At 72.8% G+C, this 20,783-nt stretch carries 17 protein-coding genes; 9 read left to right on the top strand and 8 right to left on the bottom strand.

Features of this window, described 5'->3' with window-relative positions; translation table 11 throughout:
* Nucleotides 1-368: 368 nt before the first annotated feature.
* Nucleotides 369-632: a WhiB family transcriptional regulator gene (locus ACF068_RS18480; RefSeq protein WP_023588371.1), complete on the bottom strand. Its 264-nt coding sequence runs from the start codon at nt 630-632 to the stop codon at nt 369-371.
* 670 nt (nt 633-1,302) lie between these two features.
* Between ACF068_RS18480 and ACF068_RS18475 the strand changes: the two genes are divergently transcribed.
* From ACF068_RS18475 to ACF068_RS18465, 3 genes are read left to right on the top strand one after another with little or no spacing between them, the layout of a single operon-like run.
* Complete coding sequence (locus ACF068_RS18475; RefSeq protein ID WP_392275285.1) at nt 1,303-1,806, top strand: cysteine dioxygenase; 504 nt, start codon at nt 1,303-1,305, stop codon at nt 1,804-1,806.
* Between the two features lie 41 nt (nt 1,807-1,847).
* A complete protein-coding gene (cofD, locus tag ACF068_RS18470) occupies nt 1,848-2,804 on the top strand; it encodes a 2-phospho-L-lactate transferase (RefSeq protein WP_392275284.1) in 957 nt (318 codons plus the stop codon).
* A complete protein-coding gene (locus ACF068_RS18465) occupies nt 2,801-4,123 on the top strand; it encodes a coenzyme F420-0:L-glutamate ligase (protein ID WP_392275283.1) in 1,323 nt (440 codons plus the stop codon). Before cofD ends, ACF068_RS18465 begins: the two co-directional genes overlap by 4 nt.
* A 128-nt stretch (nt 4,124-4,251) precedes the next feature.
* On the opposite strand, the gene ACF068_RS18460 is transcribed toward ACF068_RS18465, so the two are convergent.
* From ACF068_RS18460 to ACF068_RS18450, 3 genes are all read right to left on the bottom strand, one after another.
* Nucleotides 4,252-5,268 carry a DNA-3-methyladenine glycosylase family protein gene (locus ACF068_RS18460; protein ID WP_392275282.1) on the bottom strand — a complete coding sequence of 339 codons (1,017 nt, stop codon included), beginning with the start codon at nt 5,266-5,268 and terminating at the stop codon, nt 4,252-4,254.
* A gap of 99 nt (nt 5,269-5,367) precedes the next feature.
* Nucleotides 5,368-6,450 carry a sugar phosphate nucleotidyltransferase gene (locus ACF068_RS18455; RefSeq protein ID WP_392275281.1) on the bottom strand — a complete coding sequence of 361 codons (1,083 nt, stop codon included), beginning with the start codon at nt 6,448-6,450 and terminating at the stop codon, nt 5,368-5,370.
* 109 nt (nt 6,451-6,559) lie between these two features.
* Nucleotides 6,560-7,993, bottom strand: a complete 1,434-nt coding sequence (locus tag ACF068_RS18450) for an N-acetylmuramoyl-L-alanine amidase (RefSeq protein WP_392275280.1) — start codon at nt 7,991-7,993, stop codon at nt 6,560-6,562.
* A gap of 127 nt (nt 7,994-8,120) precedes the next feature.
* Between ACF068_RS18450 and ACF068_RS18445 the strand changes: the two genes are divergently transcribed.
* From ACF068_RS18445 to ACF068_RS18430, 4 genes are all read left to right on the top strand, one after another.
* Nucleotides 8,121-8,873: a TIGR03089 family protein gene (locus tag ACF068_RS18445; protein WP_392275279.1), complete on the top strand. Its 753-nt coding sequence runs from the start codon at nt 8,121-8,123 to the stop codon at nt 8,871-8,873.
* A gap of 458 nt (nt 8,874-9,331) precedes the next feature.
* Nucleotides 9,332-10,459, top strand: a complete 1,128-nt coding sequence (locus ACF068_RS18440) for an LCP family protein (RefSeq protein WP_392275278.1) — start codon at nt 9,332-9,334, stop codon at nt 10,457-10,459.
* Between the two features lie 245 nt (nt 10,460-10,704).
* Nucleotides 10,705-12,480 carry an LCP family protein gene (locus tag ACF068_RS18435; protein WP_392275277.1) on the top strand — a complete coding sequence of 592 codons (1,776 nt, stop codon included), beginning with the start codon at nt 10,705-10,707 and terminating at the stop codon, nt 12,478-12,480.
* Nucleotides 12,481-12,509: 29 nt separating this feature from the next.
* A complete protein-coding gene (locus ACF068_RS18430) occupies nt 12,510-14,225 on the top strand; it encodes an LCP family protein (RefSeq protein ID WP_392275276.1) in 1,716 nt (571 codons plus the stop codon).
* 7 nt (nt 14,226-14,232) lie between these two features.
* On the opposite strand, the gene ACF068_RS18425 is transcribed toward ACF068_RS18430, so the two are convergent.
* On the bottom strand, nt 14,233-15,252 hold the full coding sequence (locus ACF068_RS18425; protein WP_392275275.1) for a glycosyltransferase family 2 protein: 1,020 nt from the start codon (nt 15,250-15,252) through the stop codon (nt 14,233-14,235).
* 119 nt (nt 15,253-15,371) lie between these two features.
* On the opposite strand from ACF068_RS18425, the gene ACF068_RS18420 reads away from it, so the two are divergent.
* Complete coding sequence (locus ACF068_RS18420) at nt 15,372-16,910, top strand: LCP family protein (RefSeq protein ID WP_392275274.1); 1,539 nt, start codon at nt 15,372-15,374, stop codon at nt 16,908-16,910.
* Between the two features lie 66 nt (nt 16,911-16,976).
* On the opposite strand, the gene ACF068_RS18415 is transcribed toward ACF068_RS18420, so the two are convergent.
* A complete protein-coding gene (locus ACF068_RS18415; protein ID WP_156694013.1) occupies nt 16,977-17,516 on the bottom strand; it encodes an acyl-CoA thioesterase in 540 nt (179 codons plus the stop codon).
* Between the two features lie 120 nt (nt 17,517-17,636).
* Here ACF068_RS18415 and ACF068_RS18410 point away from each other — a divergent pair, with 120 nt between their 5' ends.
* On the top strand, nt 17,637-18,896 hold the full coding sequence (locus tag ACF068_RS18410; protein ID WP_392275273.1) for an LCP family protein: 1,260 nt from the start codon (nt 17,637-17,639) through the stop codon (nt 18,894-18,896).
* A 91-nt stretch (nt 18,897-18,987) separates the two neighbouring features.
* On the opposite strand, the gene ACF068_RS18405 is transcribed toward ACF068_RS18410, so the two are convergent.
* Together ACF068_RS18405 and ACF068_RS18400 are read right to left on the bottom strand one after the other, a co-directional pair.
* Nucleotides 18,988-20,013: an SMP-30/gluconolactonase/LRE family protein gene (locus ACF068_RS18405; RefSeq protein ID WP_392275272.1), complete on the bottom strand. Its 1,026-nt coding sequence runs from the start codon at nt 20,011-20,013 to the stop codon at nt 18,988-18,990.
* Nucleotides 20,014-20,102: 89 nt separating this feature from the next.
* Nucleotides 20,103-20,750, bottom strand: a complete 648-nt coding sequence (locus ACF068_RS18400; RefSeq protein WP_392275271.1) for a hypothetical protein — start codon at nt 20,748-20,750, stop codon at nt 20,103-20,105.
* Nucleotides 20,751-20,783 lie beyond the last annotated feature (33 nt).

Here is a 20,783-nt window from a genome sequence, read left to right as displayed (position 1 = left end):
GGCGGAGGTGGGTCCGGTATCAGCCGTCGGCGGCTGGGAGCCGGGCAGCCCGCGTGGGCGCCTGTCCGCACGGCGGGCCCGGTGGGCGGGTAGGCGGGCACCGCCCCGCCCAGGTGGCGGGGCCGGGTGGTGCGGCGGCGAGTGGGGGGCAGGATCGGCCGCGGACCGGCCGGATCCTGGCATCGTCTCCCCGGGTGGCCAGGGGGGAGGGTGGGTGTGAACCCGTCCGGGCCGCCCCCCGCCTACGGGTGGGCGCGGGTTTCGGCGGCTGCGGGTGGGAGGGCCGGCGGCCTGGGCGGCCCGGTGGGGGCGCCGTGGGGCGTCGGGGGCCGCGGCGCGGCCGGGGTGGTGGCCGTCCGGGCGGTGAATCAGACGGCGGCCTTTTTCAGACGGCGGCGTTCCCGCTCCGACAGACCGCCCCAGATTCCGAATCTTTCGTCATTGGCGAGCGCGTACTCGAGGCATTCCGAACGGACTTCGCAGGCGAGGCAGACCTTCTTGGCCTCGCGGGTGGATCCGCCCTTCTCGGGGAAGAAGGACTCCGGATCCGTCTGGGCGCACAACGCGCGCTCCTGCCAGCCCAGTTCCTCATCCGCGTCCTCGACCAGCAGTTCCTGGAACAACTCGGTCATGTGCGCCCCTCGTCGGTCTTTGCGTCCCCGTGACGTGACCGATTGTCGAATTTATCGGCCGAACGACACGAGTGAAATTACAAGTGCGGTGCTCCGGGCCAGTCAAGCTGGGATCTGCTATCGAGCCCGGTATTCACTCTGCGGAACCAAGGCTATGCGGAAAGTGTTCAAATCAGCAAAAATGAGACACAAGCCGCTGCCCCGCCCGCAACCTCCCTTTCACCACCTCACCAAGGGAGGACGTTCGCCGATTCGATCTTGTTGCGGTCGAGCCGGCGAAGCGACCCGGATCACAGTCAGGTCACGGGAGCACGACGACGTTTGCGCGGGTGGTTGCTGCGGCATGTGTCCCGGCCTCTCCCAGCACAAACCTTTCTCCGGACGGAGTAACCGGATGAGGTGAAACATTGCCGCCAAATCGGGCATTGGGTTGACAGACGTTATCGAGCCGGTCACCTTTGATTGCATGCCAGCGACCACAGCGCCCCTCACGACCCGCGTCCGCGGGTCCCGCAGCGCTGCCCCGGCTCTCCAGCCGCTCTGTCGCTGTCGCTGTTCCAGCTGTTGATGCCGTAGCGCTCCAGCGCCCCGCCCCGCGTCTGTCTCCCGCCTTTTCCGCGTGTACCGCTTCCGGCCTCCGGACCCGTTTCTCCCGAGGAACCCCCGCACCATGAACAGCGACAGCGACCTCCAGATCGCCGGCGACATCCTCGCCGTACAGCACCTTCTCCAGCCCGCCAAGGAGCACCCCTCCACCGTGGCCGAGTTCGTCGGCCTGGCCCGCGCCATCGCCGCCGATCGGTCGCAGTGGGCCCACCTCGTCGAGTACGACGCCACCACCCGCTGGTACCACCGGCTGCACACCGGACCCGGCTATGAGGTCTGGCTGCTGTCCTGGGTGCCCGGTCAGGGCGCAGGTATGCATGATCACGGCGAGTCCTCCGGCGTACTGACCGTCCTCGAGGGCGAGCTGACGGAACGTACGGAAAAGGGCACGCGTCTGCTCACCGCCGGCGCGCAGCGCGTCTTCGCACCGGGATACGCGCACGACGTGGTCAACGACTCACTCGAACCGGCCGTCAGCCTGCACGTCTACTACCCGGGCCTCACCGACATGCCGATGCACCCCGCCACCTGCTCCACCCCGGAGCCGCGGGACGCCGTCACCGCCTGACCCGCTCCGAGCGATCGGCGTCCGGCTGACAGACTGTGCCCATGCGCATTGTGGTTCTGGCCGGCGGCATCGGCGGTGCCCGTTTTCTGCGCGGCCTCAAGCAGGCCGCGCCCGACGCGGACATCACGGTCATCGGCAACACCGGTGATGACATCCATCTGTTCGGGCTGAAGGTCTGCCCCGACCTCGACACCGTGATGTACACCCTGGGCGGGGGCATCGACGAGGAGCAGGGCTGGGGGCGGGCGGACGAGACGTTCCACGTCAAGGGCGAGCTCGCGGCGTACGGCGTCGGGCCCGAGTGGTTCGGCCTCGGCGACCGGGACTTCGCCACCCACATCGTCCGTACCCAGATGCTCGGCGCCGGCTACCCGCTGAGCGCCGTCACCGAGGCGCTGTGCGCCCGCTGGAAGCCGGGCGTGCGGCTGCTGCCGATGTCCGACGACCGGGTGGAGACCCATGTCGCCGTCGAGCTCGACGGCGAGCGCCGGGCCATCCACTTCCAGGAGTACTGGGTGAAGCTGCGCGCCTCCGTGGACGCGCAGGCCGTGGTGCCGGTCGGCGCCGAGCAGGCCACGCCCGCGCCCGGGGTGCTGGAGGCCATCGGCGAGGCCGACGTCGTGCTCTTCCCGCCGTCCAACCCCGTGGTGTCCATCGGGACCATCCTCGCCGTGCCCGGCATCCGCGAGGCGATCGCCGACGCCGGCGTACCGGTGGTGGGCCTGTCCCCCATCGTCGGGGACGCGCCGGTGCGCGGCATGGCCGACAAGGTGCTCGCCGCGGTGGGCGTCGAGGCCACGGCCGCGGCGGTCGCCCGGCACTACGGCTCCGGGCTGCTCGACGGCTGGCTCGTCGACACGGTGGACGCGGGCACGGTCGCCGAGGTCGAGGCGGCGGGGATCCGGTGCCGTGCGGTGCCGCTGATGATGACCGACGTGGACGCCACGGCGGCGATGGCGCGCGAGGCGCTGGCCCTCGCCGAGGAGGTCCGCGCGTGACGACCCCGTCGTACCGGGTGTGGGCGCTGCCGGGACTGCCGGAGGTGCGGCCCGGGGACGACCTCGCCAAGCTGATCGCCGCCGCCGTCGCCACCGGCGTCAGCACCGGCGGGCCGGGACTGGCCGACGGCGACGTGCTGCTCGTCACGTCCAAGATCGTCAGCAAGGCGGAGGGGCGGGTCGTCGCGGCGGACGACCGCGAGGCGGCGATCGACGCCGAGACGGTACGGGTGGTGGCCCGGCGCGGCCCGCTCCGCATCGTCGAGAACCGGCAGGGCCTGGTCATGGCCGCCGCCGGGGTCGACGCGTCCAACACCCCCAAGGGGACGGTGCTGTTGCTGCCGGAGGACCCGGACGCGTCCGCGGGGGCGATCCGCGACGGGCTGCGGGACGCTCTCGGCGTGGACGTCGGCGTCGTCGTCACGGACACCTCCGGGCGTCCCTGGCGCAGTGGGGTCACCGACATGGCCATCGGCGCGGCCGGGGTGCGGGTGCTGGACGACCTGCGCGGCGGCACCGACGCGTACGGCAACCCGCTGGTGGCGACGGTGGTCGCCGGGGCGGACGAGCTCGCGGCGGCCGGGGACCTGGTGAAGGGCAAGGCGGCGGGGCTGCCCGTCGCGGTGGTGCGGGGCCTCGCGCACCTCGTCCAGGACGGGGCGGAGGGCGCGCGGGCGCTGGTGCGGGACGCGGCGGACGACATGTTCCGGCTCGGTACGTCGGAGGCGGTGCGGGAGGCGGTGACGCAGCGGCGCACGGTACGGGACTTCACGGACGACCCCGTGGACCCCGGTGCGGTGCGGCGGGCCGTGGCCGCGGCCCTGACGGCGCCCGCGCCGCACCACACCACACCGTGGCGGTTCGTGCTGCTGGAGTCGGCCGCGTCGCGGGTGCGGCTGCTGGACGCCATGCGGGACGCGTGGGTGGCCGACCTGCGGGCCGACGGTCTCGACGAGAACGCAATCGCGCGGCGGGTGCGCCGCGGGGACGTGCTGCGGCGGGCGCCCTACCTGGTGGTGCCCTGCCTGGTGATGGACGGCTCCCACCGGTACGGGGACGCCCGGCGCGACGGGGCGGAGCGGGAGATGTTCGTGGTCGCGGCCGGGGCCGGCGTACAGAACTTCCTGGTCGCGCTCGCGGGTGAGCGGCTGGGGTCGGCGTGGGTGTCGTCGACGATGTTCTGCCGGGACGTCGTCCGTGAGGTGCTGGACCTGCCGGACCACTGGGACCCGATGGGCGCGGTGGCGGTGGGGCGCCCGGCCGGAGTGCCCGCGCCGCGGGCGGCGAGGGAGGCGAACGGGTTCGTCGAGGTGCGGTGACGTCGCCCCGGCGGGGGCGGTACGGGGCGTCCGGCGGTACGAGGGCGTACGGGCGGTGGCGACGGTACGGCGGCGCCGCGGGGTGGCGGGCTCCGCCACGGAGCGGATCCCACGGCGACCCCGCCCGGTCAGAGCGCCGCGATGTTGCCGGGGGTGAACCGGGGGCCGTGGCGGGGCGGGGTGCGGCCGCTGAGGAGGACGAGGCGGGCGGCACGGTGGCGCTGGCCCGCGTACGGGGCGAGGAGCTCCAGCATCTCGTCGTCGTCCGCGTCCCGGCGGCCGGCCAGGGCGTGGCCGACGATGCTCGGCAGGTGGTAGTCGCCGGTGGTCACCGCGTCGGGGGCGCCGTTGCTGCGCTGGACCGTCTCGGCGGACGTCCAGGGGCCGATGCCCGGGATCAGCTCCAGGCGCCGGCGGGCCGGCTCGGGCTCCATGGCGGCCGTCTCCTCCAGGCGGCGGGCCACCCGGACGGCGCGCACGACCGTGTCGGAGCGCTTGGAGTCCACGCCCGCGCGGTGCCACTCCCAGGACGGGATGAGCGCCCAGGTGCGCGGCTCCGGCATGACGTACAGGCGCTCGTCCGGGCCGGGGGCCGGCTCGCCGAACTTCCGTACCAGCAGGCGCCAGGCCCGGTACGCCTCGTCCGTGGTGACCTTCTGCTCCAGGATCGAGGGGATCAGCGACTCCATGACCAGCCCGGTGCGGGTCAGCCGCAGACCCGGGCGGCGCCGCTCGGTGACGGCCAGCAGCCGGTGGCGCGGGGTGAACGCGGACGGGTCGTCCTCCGCGCCGAGGAGCGCCGGGAGCCGGTCCAGGAGCCACTCCGCGCCCGCGCCCCATGCCTGGGCCTCGACGGTGCCGCCCCGCGCGGTGACCCGCAGGGTGCCGGGGCCGGCCGGGGTGCGGCTGGTGCGCCAGACGGAGCCGTCCGGTGCCGTACGGAACGTGGGGTCGGCCGGGCCGCGCCGCAGCGGGCCCAGGACGAGCCCCAGGTCCAGGGGGAACGGGGGCGTCCAGGACCGGGAGCGCGGCGCGGCGGAGGCGGGCGCGACGGGCGCGGCCGGGGCCTGCCGGGCGGCGGGTATGCCGACGTGCCCGCCGCGCACGCTGGTGCGGGTCGGGCGCGGGGCGTAACGGCCTGCCACGGAAGTACGGTCCTCGGAGTCGGGGCGGCCCCGGTCGGGGTCCTACGAGGGTAAGCCCCCGCCCGGGGCGCCGCCCCCGGGCACCCGGGGAGCGCGGCCCTACTGGTCCGAGGAGAAGCGGACCGCGCCGTCCGGCAGCCGGGCGCCGCACCACACGCGGACGCCGTCGCGCAGTTCGTTGTCGGCGCCCACGTGGGCGTCGTCGCCGACGACCGCTCCGTGCAGGACGGTGCGGGCGCCGACCCGGGCGCCCTCGCCGATCAGGGAGTCGGTGATCACCGCGCCGGCCTCGACGACCGCGCCGTCCAGGACGGTGCTGCCGTCGACGCGGGCGCCCTCGCCGACCGTCGCGCCGGCGCCGATGACCGTACCGCCGGTGAGTTTGGCGTCCTGGGCGACGGAGGCGCCGTCGAGGACGAGCCGGTCGCCGCGGCGGCCCGGGACCGCGGGGGACGGGGCGCGGCCGAGGACGAGGTCGGCGGAGCCGCGGACGAATGCCTGCGGCGTGCCGAGGTCCAGCCAGTACGTGGAGTCGACCATGCCCTGGAGGTGGGCGCCGGTCGCCAGCAGGTCGGGGAACGTCTCCCGCTCGACCGAGACCGGGCGGCCCGTCGGGATGGTGTCGATGACGGACCGTCGGAAGACGTAGGCGCCCGCGTTGATCTGGTCGGTGACGATCTCCTCGGGCGTCTGCGGCTTCTCCAGGAAGGCCGTCACCCGCCCGGTGGAGTCGGTGGGGACCAGTCCGAAGGCGCGCGGGTCCTCGACGCGGGTGAGGTGGAGGGAGACGTCCGCGCCGGACGTCTCGTGGGTCGCCACCAGGGCCCGGATGTCCAGGCCGGTCAGGATGTCCCCGTTGAAGATGAGGACCGGCTCGTCCGGTCCCGAGTGCAGGCGTGAGGCGACGTTGCGGATCGCGCCGCCCGTGCCGAGCGGCTCGCGTTCGGTGACGTACTCGATGTGCAGGCCGAGCGACGAACCGTCGCCGAAGTACGGCTCGAAGACCTCGGCGAGGTACGAGGTCGCCAGCACGATGTGCTCGACGCCCGCCGCGCGGGCCCGGGCCAACTGGTGCGTGAGGAACGGGACGCCCGCCGCCGGGACCATCGGCTTGGGCGTGTTGACCGTCATCGGACGCAGCCGGGTGCCCTTGCCACCGACCAGGAGGATCGCTTCTGTCACCTGTCGTCTCTGCTTCCTGCTGGGTCCGGTCGATGGGCCACATCGGTCATATGACCGATACGACCGGACAGTGTATGCAGACCGTTCGGTACAGCCGTCCCGGTCGCCGTCACCGGCCCTGGTACTTGGCCGACGCGTTGCGGGCCGAGCCGAGCCTGTCGTAGAGCCGTTCGCCGGGGCAGTCGGTCAAAAAGCCGTCCCGGTGCCCGGAGATGGCGTTGAGCCTGACCTTCGTGCCCTTCTTGTACAGGTTTCCGCCACCTGAGGTCAGGGTGGACTTCCCCCGCGGATCCTTTCCGTACAGCCCGAGCTTCCACGCCGTCAGCCGTGCGACGGCCGTCACCGCCGCGGCGGGCGGGGTGGACCGACTGTACGTGCCCAGGACGGCGATGCCCATGCTGTTGGTGTTGAAGCCCCGGGTGTGGGCGCCCAGCACCGCCTTGGCCACGCCTCCCGCACGCCCTTCGTAGATGTTTCCGCACTTGTCGACGGCGAAGTTGTAGCCGAAGTCACGCCAGCCGCTGCTCTTGACGTGGTAGCGGTAGATACTGCGCAGAACGGACGGGGCCTGCTTGCAGGAGTAGTTGTTGCCGGTGGCGCTGTGGTGCACGAAGGCCGCCTGGACGGACTTGGTGTAGACGAAGTTGCGTTCGCGCAGCCGCTCGTCCGCTCCCCAGCCCTTGCGGGTGACGATGCGGGGCCGGGGGCCGATGTGCGGCTTGGCGGCCACGGCCTCCTCGCCGAACTGGTCGGCGAACGCGGCCTCCGTCTCCTCCTTGGTCAGCTCGGGGATCTCGGTCGCGCCGAGCGGCACGAGTTCGGCGTTGACCGCGGAGGCGGCCGACTCCTCGGGTGTCAGCGCCGCGGCGGGGACGGGGACCTGACCGGACGTGGTGGTGCCGGTGTCGGTGCCCTCGGGGACCTCGGGCCCCTGGGCGGTGTCCTCGCCGGCCGGCTCGCTGGCGGGCTCGTCCCCGGGGTCGACCAGTTCGATGCGCATCCCGCGCGGCAGGGGCCCGGGGGTGGCGCCCGAGCGCGGGGCCTCGGCCCGGACGCGGACCTCGACACCGTCCGACGCCCCGACCCACAGGGGGGCGGTGGAGCCGCGGACGGTGCCCGAGTCGCGTTCGGGCGTACCGGGGTCGGCGGCGTGGGCGTCGTTGTGGGTCTCGACGGACTGCCAGCCGGACCAGTTGTCGGTGCCGGAGGCGCGGGTGCGGACCTGGACCGAGCCGTGCAGCTCGGCGTCCGGGTCGTCCCAGATGACGCCGATCAGCGAGAAGGGCCGTACGTCCCGGCGGGTCAGCCCCTTCCGGGCGGCGCCGGTCGCCCGCTCGGCGGGGAGCGCCGCGAGCGGCAGCGACTGGGTGGAGCCGGGGACCGGTACGCCGCCGGAGGCGGAGGCCGGGGCGGCGGGGAGGGCCGGGGCGGCGGGGGCGTGGGACACGGCGGGGGTGGCGCTCGCGGGGAGCGCGAGCGGGAGCGGGAGCACGAGGGCCGCGGCGCAGGCGACGCCGATCGAGGATGCAAGGTAGGCACGCATGGGGCGATCCTCGGCAGGGCGGACGCGTACCGCCCGCCGGGAAACCGACGGCCCGTCGGTCCGACCGGTGGACGGACGTCACCGGTACGGCGGACCCCGCCCGCCCGGCGCGCGTACCCTGGCGCGCGTGAACGCCAGCGACCGTACCCCCGCCGACCTGCTGCGATCCGCGCTCGCCGCGGACCCGGCCCGCCCCTTGGTCACCTACTACGACGACGCCACCGGTGAGCGCGTCGAATTGTCGGTGGCCACTTTCGCCAATTGGGTGGCCAAGACGGCCAACCTCCTCCAGGACGGCCTGTCCGCCGAGCCCGGCGACCGGGTCGCGCTGCTCCTGCCGGCGCACTGGCAGACCGCCGTCTGGCTGGTCGCCTGCGCCTCGGTGGGCGTGGTGGCCGATGTCGGCGGCGACCCCGCCGCCGCCGACCACGTCGTCGCCGGGCCGGACCGGCTGGAGGAGGGCCTGGCCTGCCGCGGTGAGCGCCTGGCGCTGTCCCTGGCGCCGCTGGGCCGCCGCTTCCCCGCCCCGCCGGCCGGGTACGACGACTACGCGGTGGAGGTCCCCACGCAGGGCGACGTGTTCGCGCCGTACGTCCCGGTGGACCCGGACGCCCCGGCGCTCGTCGTGGGCGGTACGGAGCTGTCCGGTGCGGACGTGGTGGACCGGGCGCGCGAGGACGGGGTCCGGCTGGGCCTGGCCGGCGGGGCGCGGCTGCTGTCGGCGCTGCCGTACGGCACCTGGGAGGGGCTGTCGGCGGGGCTGTACGCGCCGCTGGCGGCCGGCGCGTCGGTCGTGCTGTGCCGGAACCTGGAGCGGCTGTCGCCGGAGGGGCTCGCCAAGCGGGTCGAGAGCGAGCGGATCACCAGCACTCTGGTCTGAAGTCCACCCGTCCGGCGCACCGCGCGCCGAGTCCCCCGGGTTCCGGCGCCGTCCGCGATGGATGATCGGTGCACACCCCCTCGTGCGAAGGACGGACGGACGACGTGACGGACAGCGCTGGTACGCCCCCGGAGCCGGACCCCCCAGCAGGGGCGTCCGGTCCCGGCGGGCCGGCCGGTGACGTCCCGTCGGACCGGCCGGCCGGTGGCGGCGGCGCGGCGCCCCGGGGCGGCGGCCGGAGCGGCAAGAAGCGCCGGCGCCGTACACCGCCCCCCTCGGGCGGCCAGGTCCACAACGGGACGCGTCCCTCGAAGGCCGCGCCCCCGCGTACGGCGTCCCCGGAACCGGCACCTCCGAAGGCCGCTCCCTCGGCAGCCGCTCCCCCCGGGGCCCCGCCCCCGGGACCCGCCGCGCCCGCGCCCCCGGCACCGGGGGTGCCGTCCGCCTCCGCCTCCCGCGTGGCCCGCTTCCGGCGGCACGGTCTGCGGGTGGTCGCCTTCGCGGGGGCCCTCGTCGTGCTGGTGGCGGCCGGCGCCGGCTGGTGGCTGTACAAGAAGCTGGACCGGAACATCACCACCGACGCCTCCGCCGCCGCCGAACTGGAGCGCTACGCGAGGGAGCGCCCGGACTCCCTGGTGCGGGGCGCGCGGAACATCCTGCTGATCGGATCGGACACCCGCGCCGGGAGCGGCAACTCCCAGTACGGCCGGGACAAGGGCGTGCAGCGCTCCGACACGACGATCCTGCTGCACCTGGCCGCCCACGGGCGGAGCGTCACGGCGGTGTCGGTGCCGCGCGACCTGATGGTGAACGTCCCGAGCTGCCGCAAGCGGGACGGCACCCGCACCGCCCCGCAGTTCGCCCAGTTCAACTGGGCGTTCGGGCTGGGGGGCACGGCCTGCACGGTCCGTACGCTGGAGAAGCTCACCGGGATCCGCATCGACCACCACGTGGTGATCGACTTCCGCGGCTTCAAGGACATGGTGGACGCGGTGGGCGGCGTGCGGGTCTGCGTCACCCGGCCCGTCCGCGACCGGGACGCGCACGTCCACCTGAAGGCCGGGGCCCGGACGCTCAACGGCGAGCAGGCGCTCGGGTACGTACGGGCCCGCAAGTCCCTGGGCAACGGCAGCGACACCGAACGCATGGGCCGCCAGCAGCAGTTCCTGGGGGCGCTCATCAACAAGGTGCAGAGCAACGGGGTGCTGCTGAACCCCACACGCCTCTACCCGGTGCTCGACGCGGCCACCAAGGCGGTCACCACCGATCCGGGCCTGGACTCGTTGAAGGACCTGTACGACCTGTCCCGCGCCTTGCGCAACGTACCGACCGAAAAGGTGCAGTTCCTGACCGTTCCTCGACGCCCGTACCGCAACAACCCCAATCGTGACGAACTCGTACAACCGCGAGCGGACAGCCTGTTCAAGCGGCTGCGGGACGACAAGCCGGTCGTGGTCGTGCCCGGTGACGGGCAGAACGAGTCCGCCGGAGAGGAGCCGGCGGGGAGCCGGCGCAAGAGGGGTGCCAGCCCTTCCGTGACGCCGACCTTCACCGGCACCAACGCGGCCGCCGGCGCGTGCAGGTAGCGGTGCGGGTGGTGGCTGCGAGTAAAGCGATGCCCAAAGAGCGCGTGGCACTCCATGTGGATTGGGTGGATTGCCCCCTTGTAAGGGGCGTGGAATTTGTCACGGGCGTCGCCCCACGTTGAACTGGGCGGATAGTGTGACGCGATCCGGTGCTCCCGGCCGTGAGGTCGCGCACTCGAGGATCGTGGAACCGAGCGCCTGGGGGGAGGCGCCTCGCGTGGCACCGACGGAGGACTCAAGCAACCGTGGACGCGCACAGCCGTGGACGGGCGGACGATATCGACCCCGCCGACCAGTGGGTGCTCAACCCGCAGACCGGTAACTACGAACTGCGACTGGACCATTCCGCTGGGCAGTCGGCGCCGTCGGCGCAGTCGTCCCGCCCCACCGGCCGCCGTGGCACCACCACGTCGAGAACACCCTCGCCGAGAGCCGGCTCCCCGAGAGCGACCCCCGCGGCCGACACGCCCGGCAGCCGTACGGCCGGTGTCCCCGGCCAGCGCAGGCGCCGCAGCGGCGGCGCTCCGGACGGACCCGGCGGCGGTGCGGCCCAGGCGGCCGGCCGCCGCAAGCGCAAACCGCAGCAGTCCCGCAAGAAGAAGGCGCTGAAGTGGACGAGCGGGGTGACGGCCGGCATGGTCGTCGCGCTCGCCGTCACCGCGTACGCCTACTACGAGCACCTCAACGGCAACATCAGCACCGTCGACATCGCGGGTGCCGGCAGCGGCGGCTTCAAGAAGGACCAGGCCATCAACATCCTGGTCATCGGCACCGACAAGCGGACCGGCGACGGCAACGCGGGCTACGGCGACAAGAACAGCGCGGGCCACGCCGACACCACGATCCTCTTCCACGTCTCCAAGGACCGGACGAACGCCACCGCGATGTCCATCCCGCGGGACCTGATGACCGACATCCCCGACTGCGAGACGAAGACCGCCGACGGCACCGAGGTGATCCCCGGTGAGCAGAACGTCCGGTTCAACACCAGCCTCGGGCAGGCCGGACGCGACCCCGGCTGCACCATGCGCACGGTCAAGGAGATCACCGGGCTGACCGTCGACCACTTCATGATGGCCGACTTCAACGCGGTGAAGACGCTGACGTCGGCGATCGGCGGCGTCGAGGTGTGCGTGGCCAAGAACGTCGACGACAAGCAGTCGAAGCTGAAGCTCACCAAGGGCAAGCACGTCATCGAGGGCGAGGACGCCCTCGCCTTCGTCCGCACCCGGCACGCCTTCGGCAACGAGAGCGACCTGGACCGCATCAAGACGCAGCAGCAGTTCCTCGGTTCGATGATCCGCAAGATGAAGTCCAGCGACACGCTGACCAGTCCGTCGAAGCTGCTCGACCTCGCGGAGGCCGCCACGGAAGCACTGACCGTGGACACGGGGATAGGAAGCATCAAGAAGCTCCAGGACCTCGGTTCGGAGCTGGCCAAGGTGAATCCCAAGAACATCACCTTCACCACGCTGCCCGTCGTCGACAACCCGGCCGAGACGGTCAAGGCGACGGTCGTGGTCAACGAGGAGAAGGCCCGGCCGCTGTTCTCGATGATGCAGAACGACATCTCGCTCACCGAGGTGAAGAAGAAGGAGAAGGACGCCAAGAACGCCCAGGCCGCGCTGCTCAAGGGCGCGCGGGCGGAGGCCTCCCAGGTGCGCGTGGACGTGTACAACGGCAGCGGCCGTACGGGCGGCGCGCAGGCGACCATCAGCTGGCTCCAGAACGAGCAGGGCGTGCTCAAGTCCTCGAACAAGAGCAACGCCCCGCGGGAGATCGCGAAGACGACCCTGGAGTTCGCGCCGAACCAGGCCGACCAGGCCCGCAAGCTCGCGGACCTGATGGGTCTGCCCGCGACGGCGCTGAAGCAGGGAACGGAGGACGCCGGGGAGAGGGAGCCGATGAAGCTCACCCTCGGCGGGGACTTCAAGGGCGCCGGGGTGCCCATCACCGGTCCGGCGAAGGCGCCGGAGGGTGTGCAGAAGGTAGTGGCAGACAAACAGGTATGCGCGGAATGACGCGTTCCTGAACGACAGGGGGACCTGGGGTGGGACACAGCAGCGTGCGTGGGGAGGGAACGCGGGACCGCGTTCCGCACGCCCGTGGGAGCGGCTGGGAGGACGGTCACCACGGTGACGCGCCGGGCGGCGACACGGAGGAGCCGGCGAGACCGGCGGAACCGGGGGCGGCCGACCACGCCTCCGGCGGAACCGGCGGAACCGGCGACGGCCGTCGCCGCGCCGGCGGCGCCGGCGGGCACCGCCGTGCCGGAAAGCGCTCCGGGAACGGCAAGAGCGGCAAACGGCGGGTGCTCCGGTGGAGCGCCTCGGTGCTGTCGCTGCTGATACTGGGCACGGCCGGCGCCGGGTACCTCTACTACGAGCACCTCAACAGCAAGATCAAGAAGGAAGACCTGACGCTCGGCAAGAACGGGATGCCCGAGCACAAGGCCAACGCCGCGGGCCAGACACCGCTGAACATCCTGCTGATCGGCTCCGACGCCCGGGACTCCAAGGAGAACCAGGACCTGGGCGGCGGCCGGGACACCTTCGACGGCCCGCCGCTGGCCGACGTACAGATGCTGGTGCACCTCTCCGCGGACCGCAGCAACATCTCCGTGGTCAGCATGCCCCGCGACACCATGCTGAAGATCCCGGAGTGCGTGGACGCGAAGGGGAAGGTCTACAAGGAACGCCAGTTCGCCCAGACCAACGAGTCACTGGACCGTGGCGGCCCCGGCTGCACGGTGGCCACGTGGGTCGAGCTGACCGGCATCCCCATCGACCACTTCATGATGATCGATTTCGCGGGTGTGGTCTCCATGGCCGACGCGGTCGGCGGTGTGCCCGTCTGCGTGGACAAGAACATCGAGTCCCGCACCTTCGACGGCAAGGGCTCCGGCCTGAAGCTCCCCAGGGGCACCCACCCCGTCAAGGGCAAGCAGGCCCTCCAGTGGCTGCGCACCCGCTACGGCTGGGTGGGCGGCACCGACCTGGAGCGGGCCAAGGCCCAGCACATGTACATGAACTCGATGGTCCGCGAGCTGCGCAAGAACGCCAAGCTCACCGACCCGAACAAGCTGCGCAAGCTCGCGGAGGCGGCCACCGACGCGCTCACCGTGGACACCGGGCTCGACACCATCGGCAAGCTGTACGACCTGGCCGAGGAACTCCGCAGCGTCCCGACCGGGCGCATCACCATGACGACCATGCCGAACTTCTACTCGACCCGCCGGGCGGGCAAGGTCGAGCCGACGCCCGGTGAGGCCGAGGAACTGTTCCGGATGATCCGCGAGGACATCCCGCTCGACGGCAAGCCTTCCAAGCGCGCCACGCCCGCCGCCTCCAAGGACGCGGCGGCCGCGCCCGCCGAGACCGCGGTGATGGTGCAGAACGGCACCTACACCGACCAGTACGGCTCCGCCCAGGGGCGGGCGACCACGGTCGCCGGGCTGCTGGCCGCCAAGGGCTACACCCAGGCCAAGGCCGATACAGCCGCCCCGCGGCAGGCCAAGACGGTCGTCCGGTTCCCGAGCGCGGACCTGGAGGGCGACGCGCAGGCGGTCGCCAAGGCGCTGGGGATCCCCGTGGGTTCGGTGCAGAAGTCCGACGAGGTCCAGGGCATCACCCTGATCGTGGGCGCCGACTGGCGCGAGGGCGACGTCTACCCGAAGCCCAAGGCCACCGGGAAGGCACCCGGGTCGAACACCAGCAGGGCCGACCAGTCCGGCTGCATGACGGTCGACCCCAACTTCACCTGGTGAACCGGCGCTACGCCGCCGTCCGGACGACCGCCGGGCGGCGGCTGGCGATGACCCTCTTCGCCAGCGAACGGGGGCTGGTGAGGAAGCCGTACCCCCACGACATGTGCATCGTCGCCAGCGCCAGCGGGATCCGGAGCCGCGCCTTGAGCGGCAGGCCCTTGCCGGCCGGGACCGAGCCGGCGACGATCGCCGCCAGGTAGCCGCCCGGCACCACGAAGCCGTACGGGGTCAGCGTCGCGCCCACGACGAGGCCCGCCGCGATGGCGCAGACGGCGGTCGGCGGGGCGAGGTAGCGGAGGTTGATGGAGCCCTGGTGGTAGCGGGCGACCACGTGCCGCCAGCGGCCGTAGTCCTTGTACTGCTTGGCCAGCGCCCGCACGCTCGGCCGGGGCCGGTACTGGACCCGCAGCTCCGGCGAGAACCAGATCAGGCCGCCCGCCTCGCGGATGCGGAAGTTCAGCTCCCAGTCCTGGGCGCGGATGAACTCCTCGTTGTAGCCGCCCTGCTGTTCGAGCGCCTCGCGGCGGAACACGCCCAGGTAGACCGTCTCGGCCGGGCCCGCCTCACCACCGGTGTGGAAGGCCGCGTTGCCGACGCCGATCTTCGAGGTCATCGCGGCGGCGACCGCGTGCTCCCAGTCGTTCTCGCCCTCGGCGTGCATGACGCCGCCCACGTTCTGGGCGCCCGTCTCCTCCAGGAGGCGCACGGCGGTGGCGATGTAGTTCGGCGACAGCATGCCGTGCCCGTCGACCCGTACCACTATCGGGTGACGCGACGCCTTGATCGCGGCGTTGAGCGCCGCGGGCGTGCGCCCGGTGGGGTTGGGAACCGTGTGGACACGGGGGTCCTCGCGGACGAGCTCGGCGGCGATCTCGTCCGTACGGTCCGTGGACGGGCCGAGGGCGATCACCACCTCCATCTCGCCGTCGTACTCCTGCTCGAGGATGTGACGGACCGAGGCGCGCAGGTGCCGCTCCTCATTGAGGACCGGCATGATCACGGAGACCGGGGGCAGCGGCTGGGGCATGGTTCCTCGGGGGTTACGGGGGTCGCCCCCCGGAAGACGGCAGTGTCGACCGGCCACGTTACCGCGAACGGGGGACAGCGATGCGCGCCGCCCGGGTGGCGCGGACGGCCGCTGATCGTATGGGCCTACTGTGCTCACTATTCCCCCAGCCGCCCGCGGAGGTGTCCTTCGTGCCCACGCCGCCCCGCCGCCCCGCCCCTCCCCGGCCGCCCGCCCCCGGCCGGCCGAGACGGGCCCAGGCGCCGGCACCGGCCGTGCGGAGGGGACGTCCCGGACGCACCCGGTGGGGCGCGCGGGCGGCGACGGCCCTGTCGGTGCTGGTGCTGGCGGCGGGCGGGATCGGGCACGCCATCGTGACCGGGCTGGACACCGAGATCGGCCGGGTCGATCCGTTCAAGGACATGAAGAACCGCCCCGCGCCGGGGCACGGCACGAACATCCTGGTGGTCGGCACCGACGGGCGCGACAGGATCACGCCGCGGGAGAAGGAGAAGTACCGGCTCGGCGGCGCGCCCTGCCGCTGCACCGACACGATCATGCTGCTGCACGTCTCCGCCGACCGTAAGCGGGCCAGCATGGTGTCGCTCCCCCGCGACTCGTACGCCGAGATTCCGCCCCACACCGACGCCACCACCGGCAAGCACCACCACCGGCACCCGGTGAAGCTGAACGCCGCCTACGCGGAGGGCGGGCCGAACCTCACCGTACGGACCGTCGAGCACATGACCGGCGTCAAGATCGACCACTACCTGGAGCTGGACTTCACCAGCTTCATGCGGACCGTCGACGCCATCGGGGGCGTGGAGATCTGCACCGCCAAGCCGATGAAGGACGCGTACACCGGCCTGGACCTCGCGGCCGGCACCCACAAGCTGGACGGCGGCCAGGCCCTCCAGTACGTGCGCTCCCGCCATGTCGACGGGGCGTCCGACCTGGGGCGCATGCAGCGCCAGCAGCGGTTCATGGCGGCCCTCATCGACCAGGGGACGAGCAACGGCACCCTGCTGAATCCGGTGCGGTTCCAGCAGGTCGTCACCTCCATGCTCAGCTCCGTGCGGGCCGACGAGGGCTTCGGCGCGGAGCAGATGCTGGCCCTGGCGAAGGCGATGCGGGGCTTCACGGCGGCGTCGTCGGAATTCACCTCCGTACCCGTCAGCAGCGTCAGCTTCCCGGTCAAGGGCATCGGCTCCACCGTGAAGTGGGACCCGGTGAAGGCGAAGAAGCTGTTCGCGGCGGTACGCGCGGACAAGCCGCTCGCCCCGTACGCGGGACGCGGCGGCGTCCGCAAGAAGCTGGTGGAGGTCTCGCCCCAGCAGATCCGGGTGCAGGTCTACAACGGCACCCGGGTGCCCGGCCTGGGCGCCCGCCTGGACGCGGGGCTGCGGGCGACCGGCTTCCGGACGAACGCGGCGGCGCTGAACTGGCCGCGGCGGAACCTGTCCCGCACCATCGTGTGGTTCGACCCCCGCTGGGACCGCTCGGCCCGCTCCCTGGCCACCGCGCTGCCGGGCTGCGAGCTGCGGCCGGCGTGGGGCCAGGGCCCGGTGTTCAAGGTCACGGCCGGCGCGAACTTCACCGGGGTCCTCCCGGTCCGGGCGGAGGACGCCTTCCAGGGCGAGTTCGGCGCGGTCACCGGTGACCAGGTGATCTGCGCCTAGGGAGTGTCCGGAAAGTCTCGCCTGGCCCGCGGTGTCCTGCACGCGCGCGGGCGGGCAGCGTCGGGGTCAGTCCTCGTCGAGGCCCTCCGCCGCACGCTTCTCGCGGAGCTCCTTGATCGCCCGGCGGCGCGCGAGACGGTGCGTGCGCCGGATCTGCGCCTCCTGGTAGCGGCGCTTGTCACGCTCGGTCTCCGGGACCACCGGCGGGACGGGCCTCGGCTTGCCGTCCGCGTCGACCGCGGCGAACACCAGGTAGGCCGAGCCGACCTGGGTGGGCGGCGTGGACTCGTTCCACCGCTCGGCCAGCACCCGGACGCCGACCTCCATGGAGGACCGTCCCGTCCAGTTCACCTGCGCCTTCACATGGACCAGGTCGCCCACGCGGACCGGCTCCAGGAAGACCATCTCGTCCATGGACGCGGTCACGGCGGGACCGCCGGAATGGCGGCCCGCGACGGCGCCCGCCGCGTCGTCCACCAGCTTCATGATCACGCCGCCGTGCACGGTACCCAGGAGGTTGGTGTCACTGCCGGTCATGATGTGGCTGAGGGTGGTGCGGGATGCCGCGGTCGGCTTTCCCCGCAGCTCGGAGGCCTGATCTGTCATGCCCTCCACCCTATGCCCGAGTCCGTCCCGCCCCGTATTTGCATCAGCTTGGCTACAGCCCTGGCCCGATTCCCCACCCACCCTGTCGGGCCCCGGGCGGCGGCCTGCACACTGTTCCGCATGAACGACTGGCCCGAAGGATGGTCCGACGACCGCAACGCGCGTCACGGCCGTGGCAGCGCCGACGCCCAGCCCGAGGGCGCCCGGGTGATGCGGCACGTCCGGCGCCCCTCCGCGCCGCCGCGGCGCCCGCCGGTCCCGCAGCAGCAGTCGCAGGGGTACGACGACGCCTACGACAGCGGCTACAACACCGGGCAGGTCTACGGCACGCCCCAGGGCGGCGGCCGTGGCGGCGGCCCCCTCGTCCCGGACCGGGGTTCCGTCCGGGCGCCCGGACCCGCCCCGGACTGGCGCCGCCGCATCAAGATCGGCTCCATCGTGCTGCTGGTCGCGGTCCTCGGCACCAGCGTCGGCACGTACTTCTGGGCCGACGGCAAGATGCGCCGCGAGGTCGACCTCTCCAAGGTCATCGACCGCCCGCAGGAGGGCGACTGCACGACGTACCTGATCGTCGGCTCCGACAGCCGTGAGGGCATGACGGCCGAGGAGAAGAAGAAGCTGCACACCGGCTCCGCCGAGGGCAAGCGCACCGACTCGATGATGATCCTGGCGGCCTGCGGCAGCGGCAACACCATGATCTCGCTGCCCCGCGACTCCGACGTGGAGATCCCCAAGTTCGTCGGCTCCGAGTCCGGCAAGACCTTCCCGGCCCAGGGCCGCCGGGTGAAGCTGAACGCCGCGTACGCGGAGGACGGCCCCGAGCTGCTGGTCCGCACCGTCGAGCACAACACCGGGCTGCGCATCGACCACTACGCCGAGATCGGCTTCGCGGGCTTCGCCAACATCGTCGACTCGCTCGGCGGTGTGGAGATGAACATCGAGAAGGGCTTCAAGGACAAGAAGTCCGGGGCCGACTTCCGGGCCGGCAAGCAGACCCTCAACGGCGAGCAGGCCCTCGCCTTCGTCCGCACCCGGTACGCGTTCGCCGAGTCCGACCTGGCGCGGACGAAGAACCAGCAGAAGTTCCTGTCCGCGCTCGCCAGCCAGGCGGCGACGCCGGGGACGATCCTGAACCCCTTCAAGCTCTACCCCATGATGGGCGCCGGGCTGGACACGCTGATCGTCGACGAGGACATGTCGCTGTTCGACCTGGGCGAGATGTTCTTCGCGATGAAGGGCATCAGCGGCGGCGACGGTGTGTCGATGAACATGCCGATCAACGGCAGCCGCGGCGGCAACCTCGTCTGGGACAAGACGAAGGTGCAGCAGCTCGTGAGGCAGATCCAGAACGACGAGAAGGTCACGGTCACCGGCAACTAGGGGGTGTCCGCGAAGTACGGCGTCCGCCCGGAGGGCGGGCGAGACTTCGCGGACACGAGCTGGGCACGCCCCCCGGGGCCGGCGGCCGGTCTCACCGGCGCCGTACGACGAAGTCGTCCGCGGTCCGGCCGTCCGGCCCGAACACCACCTCCAGGCGCCCGCTCAGCACGTGGTCGCCGTACGGCGAGTGCGCCACCGTCGACGGGCCCCGCACCGGCCACGGGCCGCCGGCCGCCACCCGGGCGGTGCGCCAGTGGTCGCCGGAGCGCAGGACGTGGACGGCGTCGGCGCCCCTGGGGTTGGCCAGGTCGTTGGTCACCGCGACCAGGGCCCCGTCCGGCCTCAGGGCGAGCCCGTCGCCTCCGTACAGGGGCGCGGGCAGGGCGACCTCGCCGAGGCGGCGGGGGTCGCGCAGGGGTACGCGCAGCAGGCGGCCGTCGCCGTAGTTGACGGCGAGCAGATGGCCGGCCGGGTGGACGACGAGCCCGTTGACGCCGGTGCCGTGGCCGTCGGTGAGCCGGGCGTCCCGGACCAGCACGGAGGCGCGGCCGTGCCGGTCGACCCGGTAGAGGGCGTCGCCGCTCACGTCCGAGACGTACGCGGTGCCGTCCGGCCCGACCGCCACGTCATTGACGGCGTACCGCTGCTGGCGGGGCGAGAGCGCGGTGAGGTCCACCAGGTGCAGCGGCCGCCCGGTGCGCAGGTCGTAGATCCCGAGCCCACCGGTCCGGTGCGCGGTGCCGGGACCCGACCGCTCGGCGACCCCGAGATCGGCGTACGCGACGAGGAGACGCCCGCGCGCCGCGTCCACGTGCACGCCGTACGTGGAGACCAGGCGCGGGTCACTGACGAGCGTGCTGGTACGCCCGTCGGGCCGGACGACGGAGACGGTGCCGTGCCGCACGGACGACACCAGGAAGGCCCGGCGGGTGGGGTCCCACGCGATGCCCTCCGGGTGCAGCGAGCGGGCGTGTCCGGTGATCTCCCGGGGCACCGGGGCGGGCGCGTGGGCGTACGCCGCGGTGCCCACGGGCGCGGCGGGGACCGGAGCGGGGGCCGTCGTGGACAGGAGCGCCGCGGCGGCGAGCGTCGCGGCGGCCAGGTGCTTGATCGTCATGCCAGCAGCCTGTCCGGCCCCGCCCCGCCCCGGGAGTGCCTGCTTGTCGTGGTGGTGCCACCACCACGAACCCGGCGGGCGCCCGGGTGTCAGACGGCGAAGGGGTTCGTGTGACCGGGGAGCTGCTGGCCGGGGCGGAGGAAGCGGCAGCGGCCGTCCTCGTCGCGCACCGGTACGAAGCCGGCCGCGCGGAGGCGCTGGGCGATGCGCTCCCGGCGGGCCTCGCTGATCCTGACACCGCCCACCAGCAGGCCCGCCAGGGCGGCGCCGCCCGCGAGGGCGCCGACGTACATCCCGCAGATCAGCAGCGTCACCACCAGGGCGGCCACGCACACCCAGGCGAAGCCCATCTTGCGCGCACCGGCCATCTGCGTCATGACGTCGTACCCGATGCGGTCCTTCGTCCGGGCGACCGCCTCCGCCGCCTCGGCGGTCGGCTTCAGCGTCCCGGGCTGGAGCCCGGGCACCGTACCGCCCATGCCCGCCCGCGGGTGCGCGGCGATGGTCGCCGCCTCCCGGGCGCGGGCCTCGGGGGCGGGGTCGCGGTACAGGTAGACCGCGAGGGTGCGGCTGTTGTGCCCCTCGCGCCGGGTCTCGGCGTACTCGAAGCCGTAGTGCTCGACGACGTGCGCGAGCGTGGCGGCTCGTCCCGCGTGGGAGAACTCGTTGGTGACGACCACGACGTCCTGGGTCGCTATCTGCTTGAGCAGTGCGGAGATCTGGCGATCCACACTCATGAGGACTCCCACTGGTGCTGTGCTGGTGTGCGG

It is taken from the genome of Streptomyces sp. NPDC016309 (assembly GCF_043077235.1).
In the GTDB taxonomy this organism is placed as follows: domain Bacteria; phylum Actinomycetota; class Actinomycetes; order Streptomycetales; family Streptomycetaceae; genus Streptomyces.
This window is presented reverse-complemented; position numbering and strand designations above follow the sequence as displayed.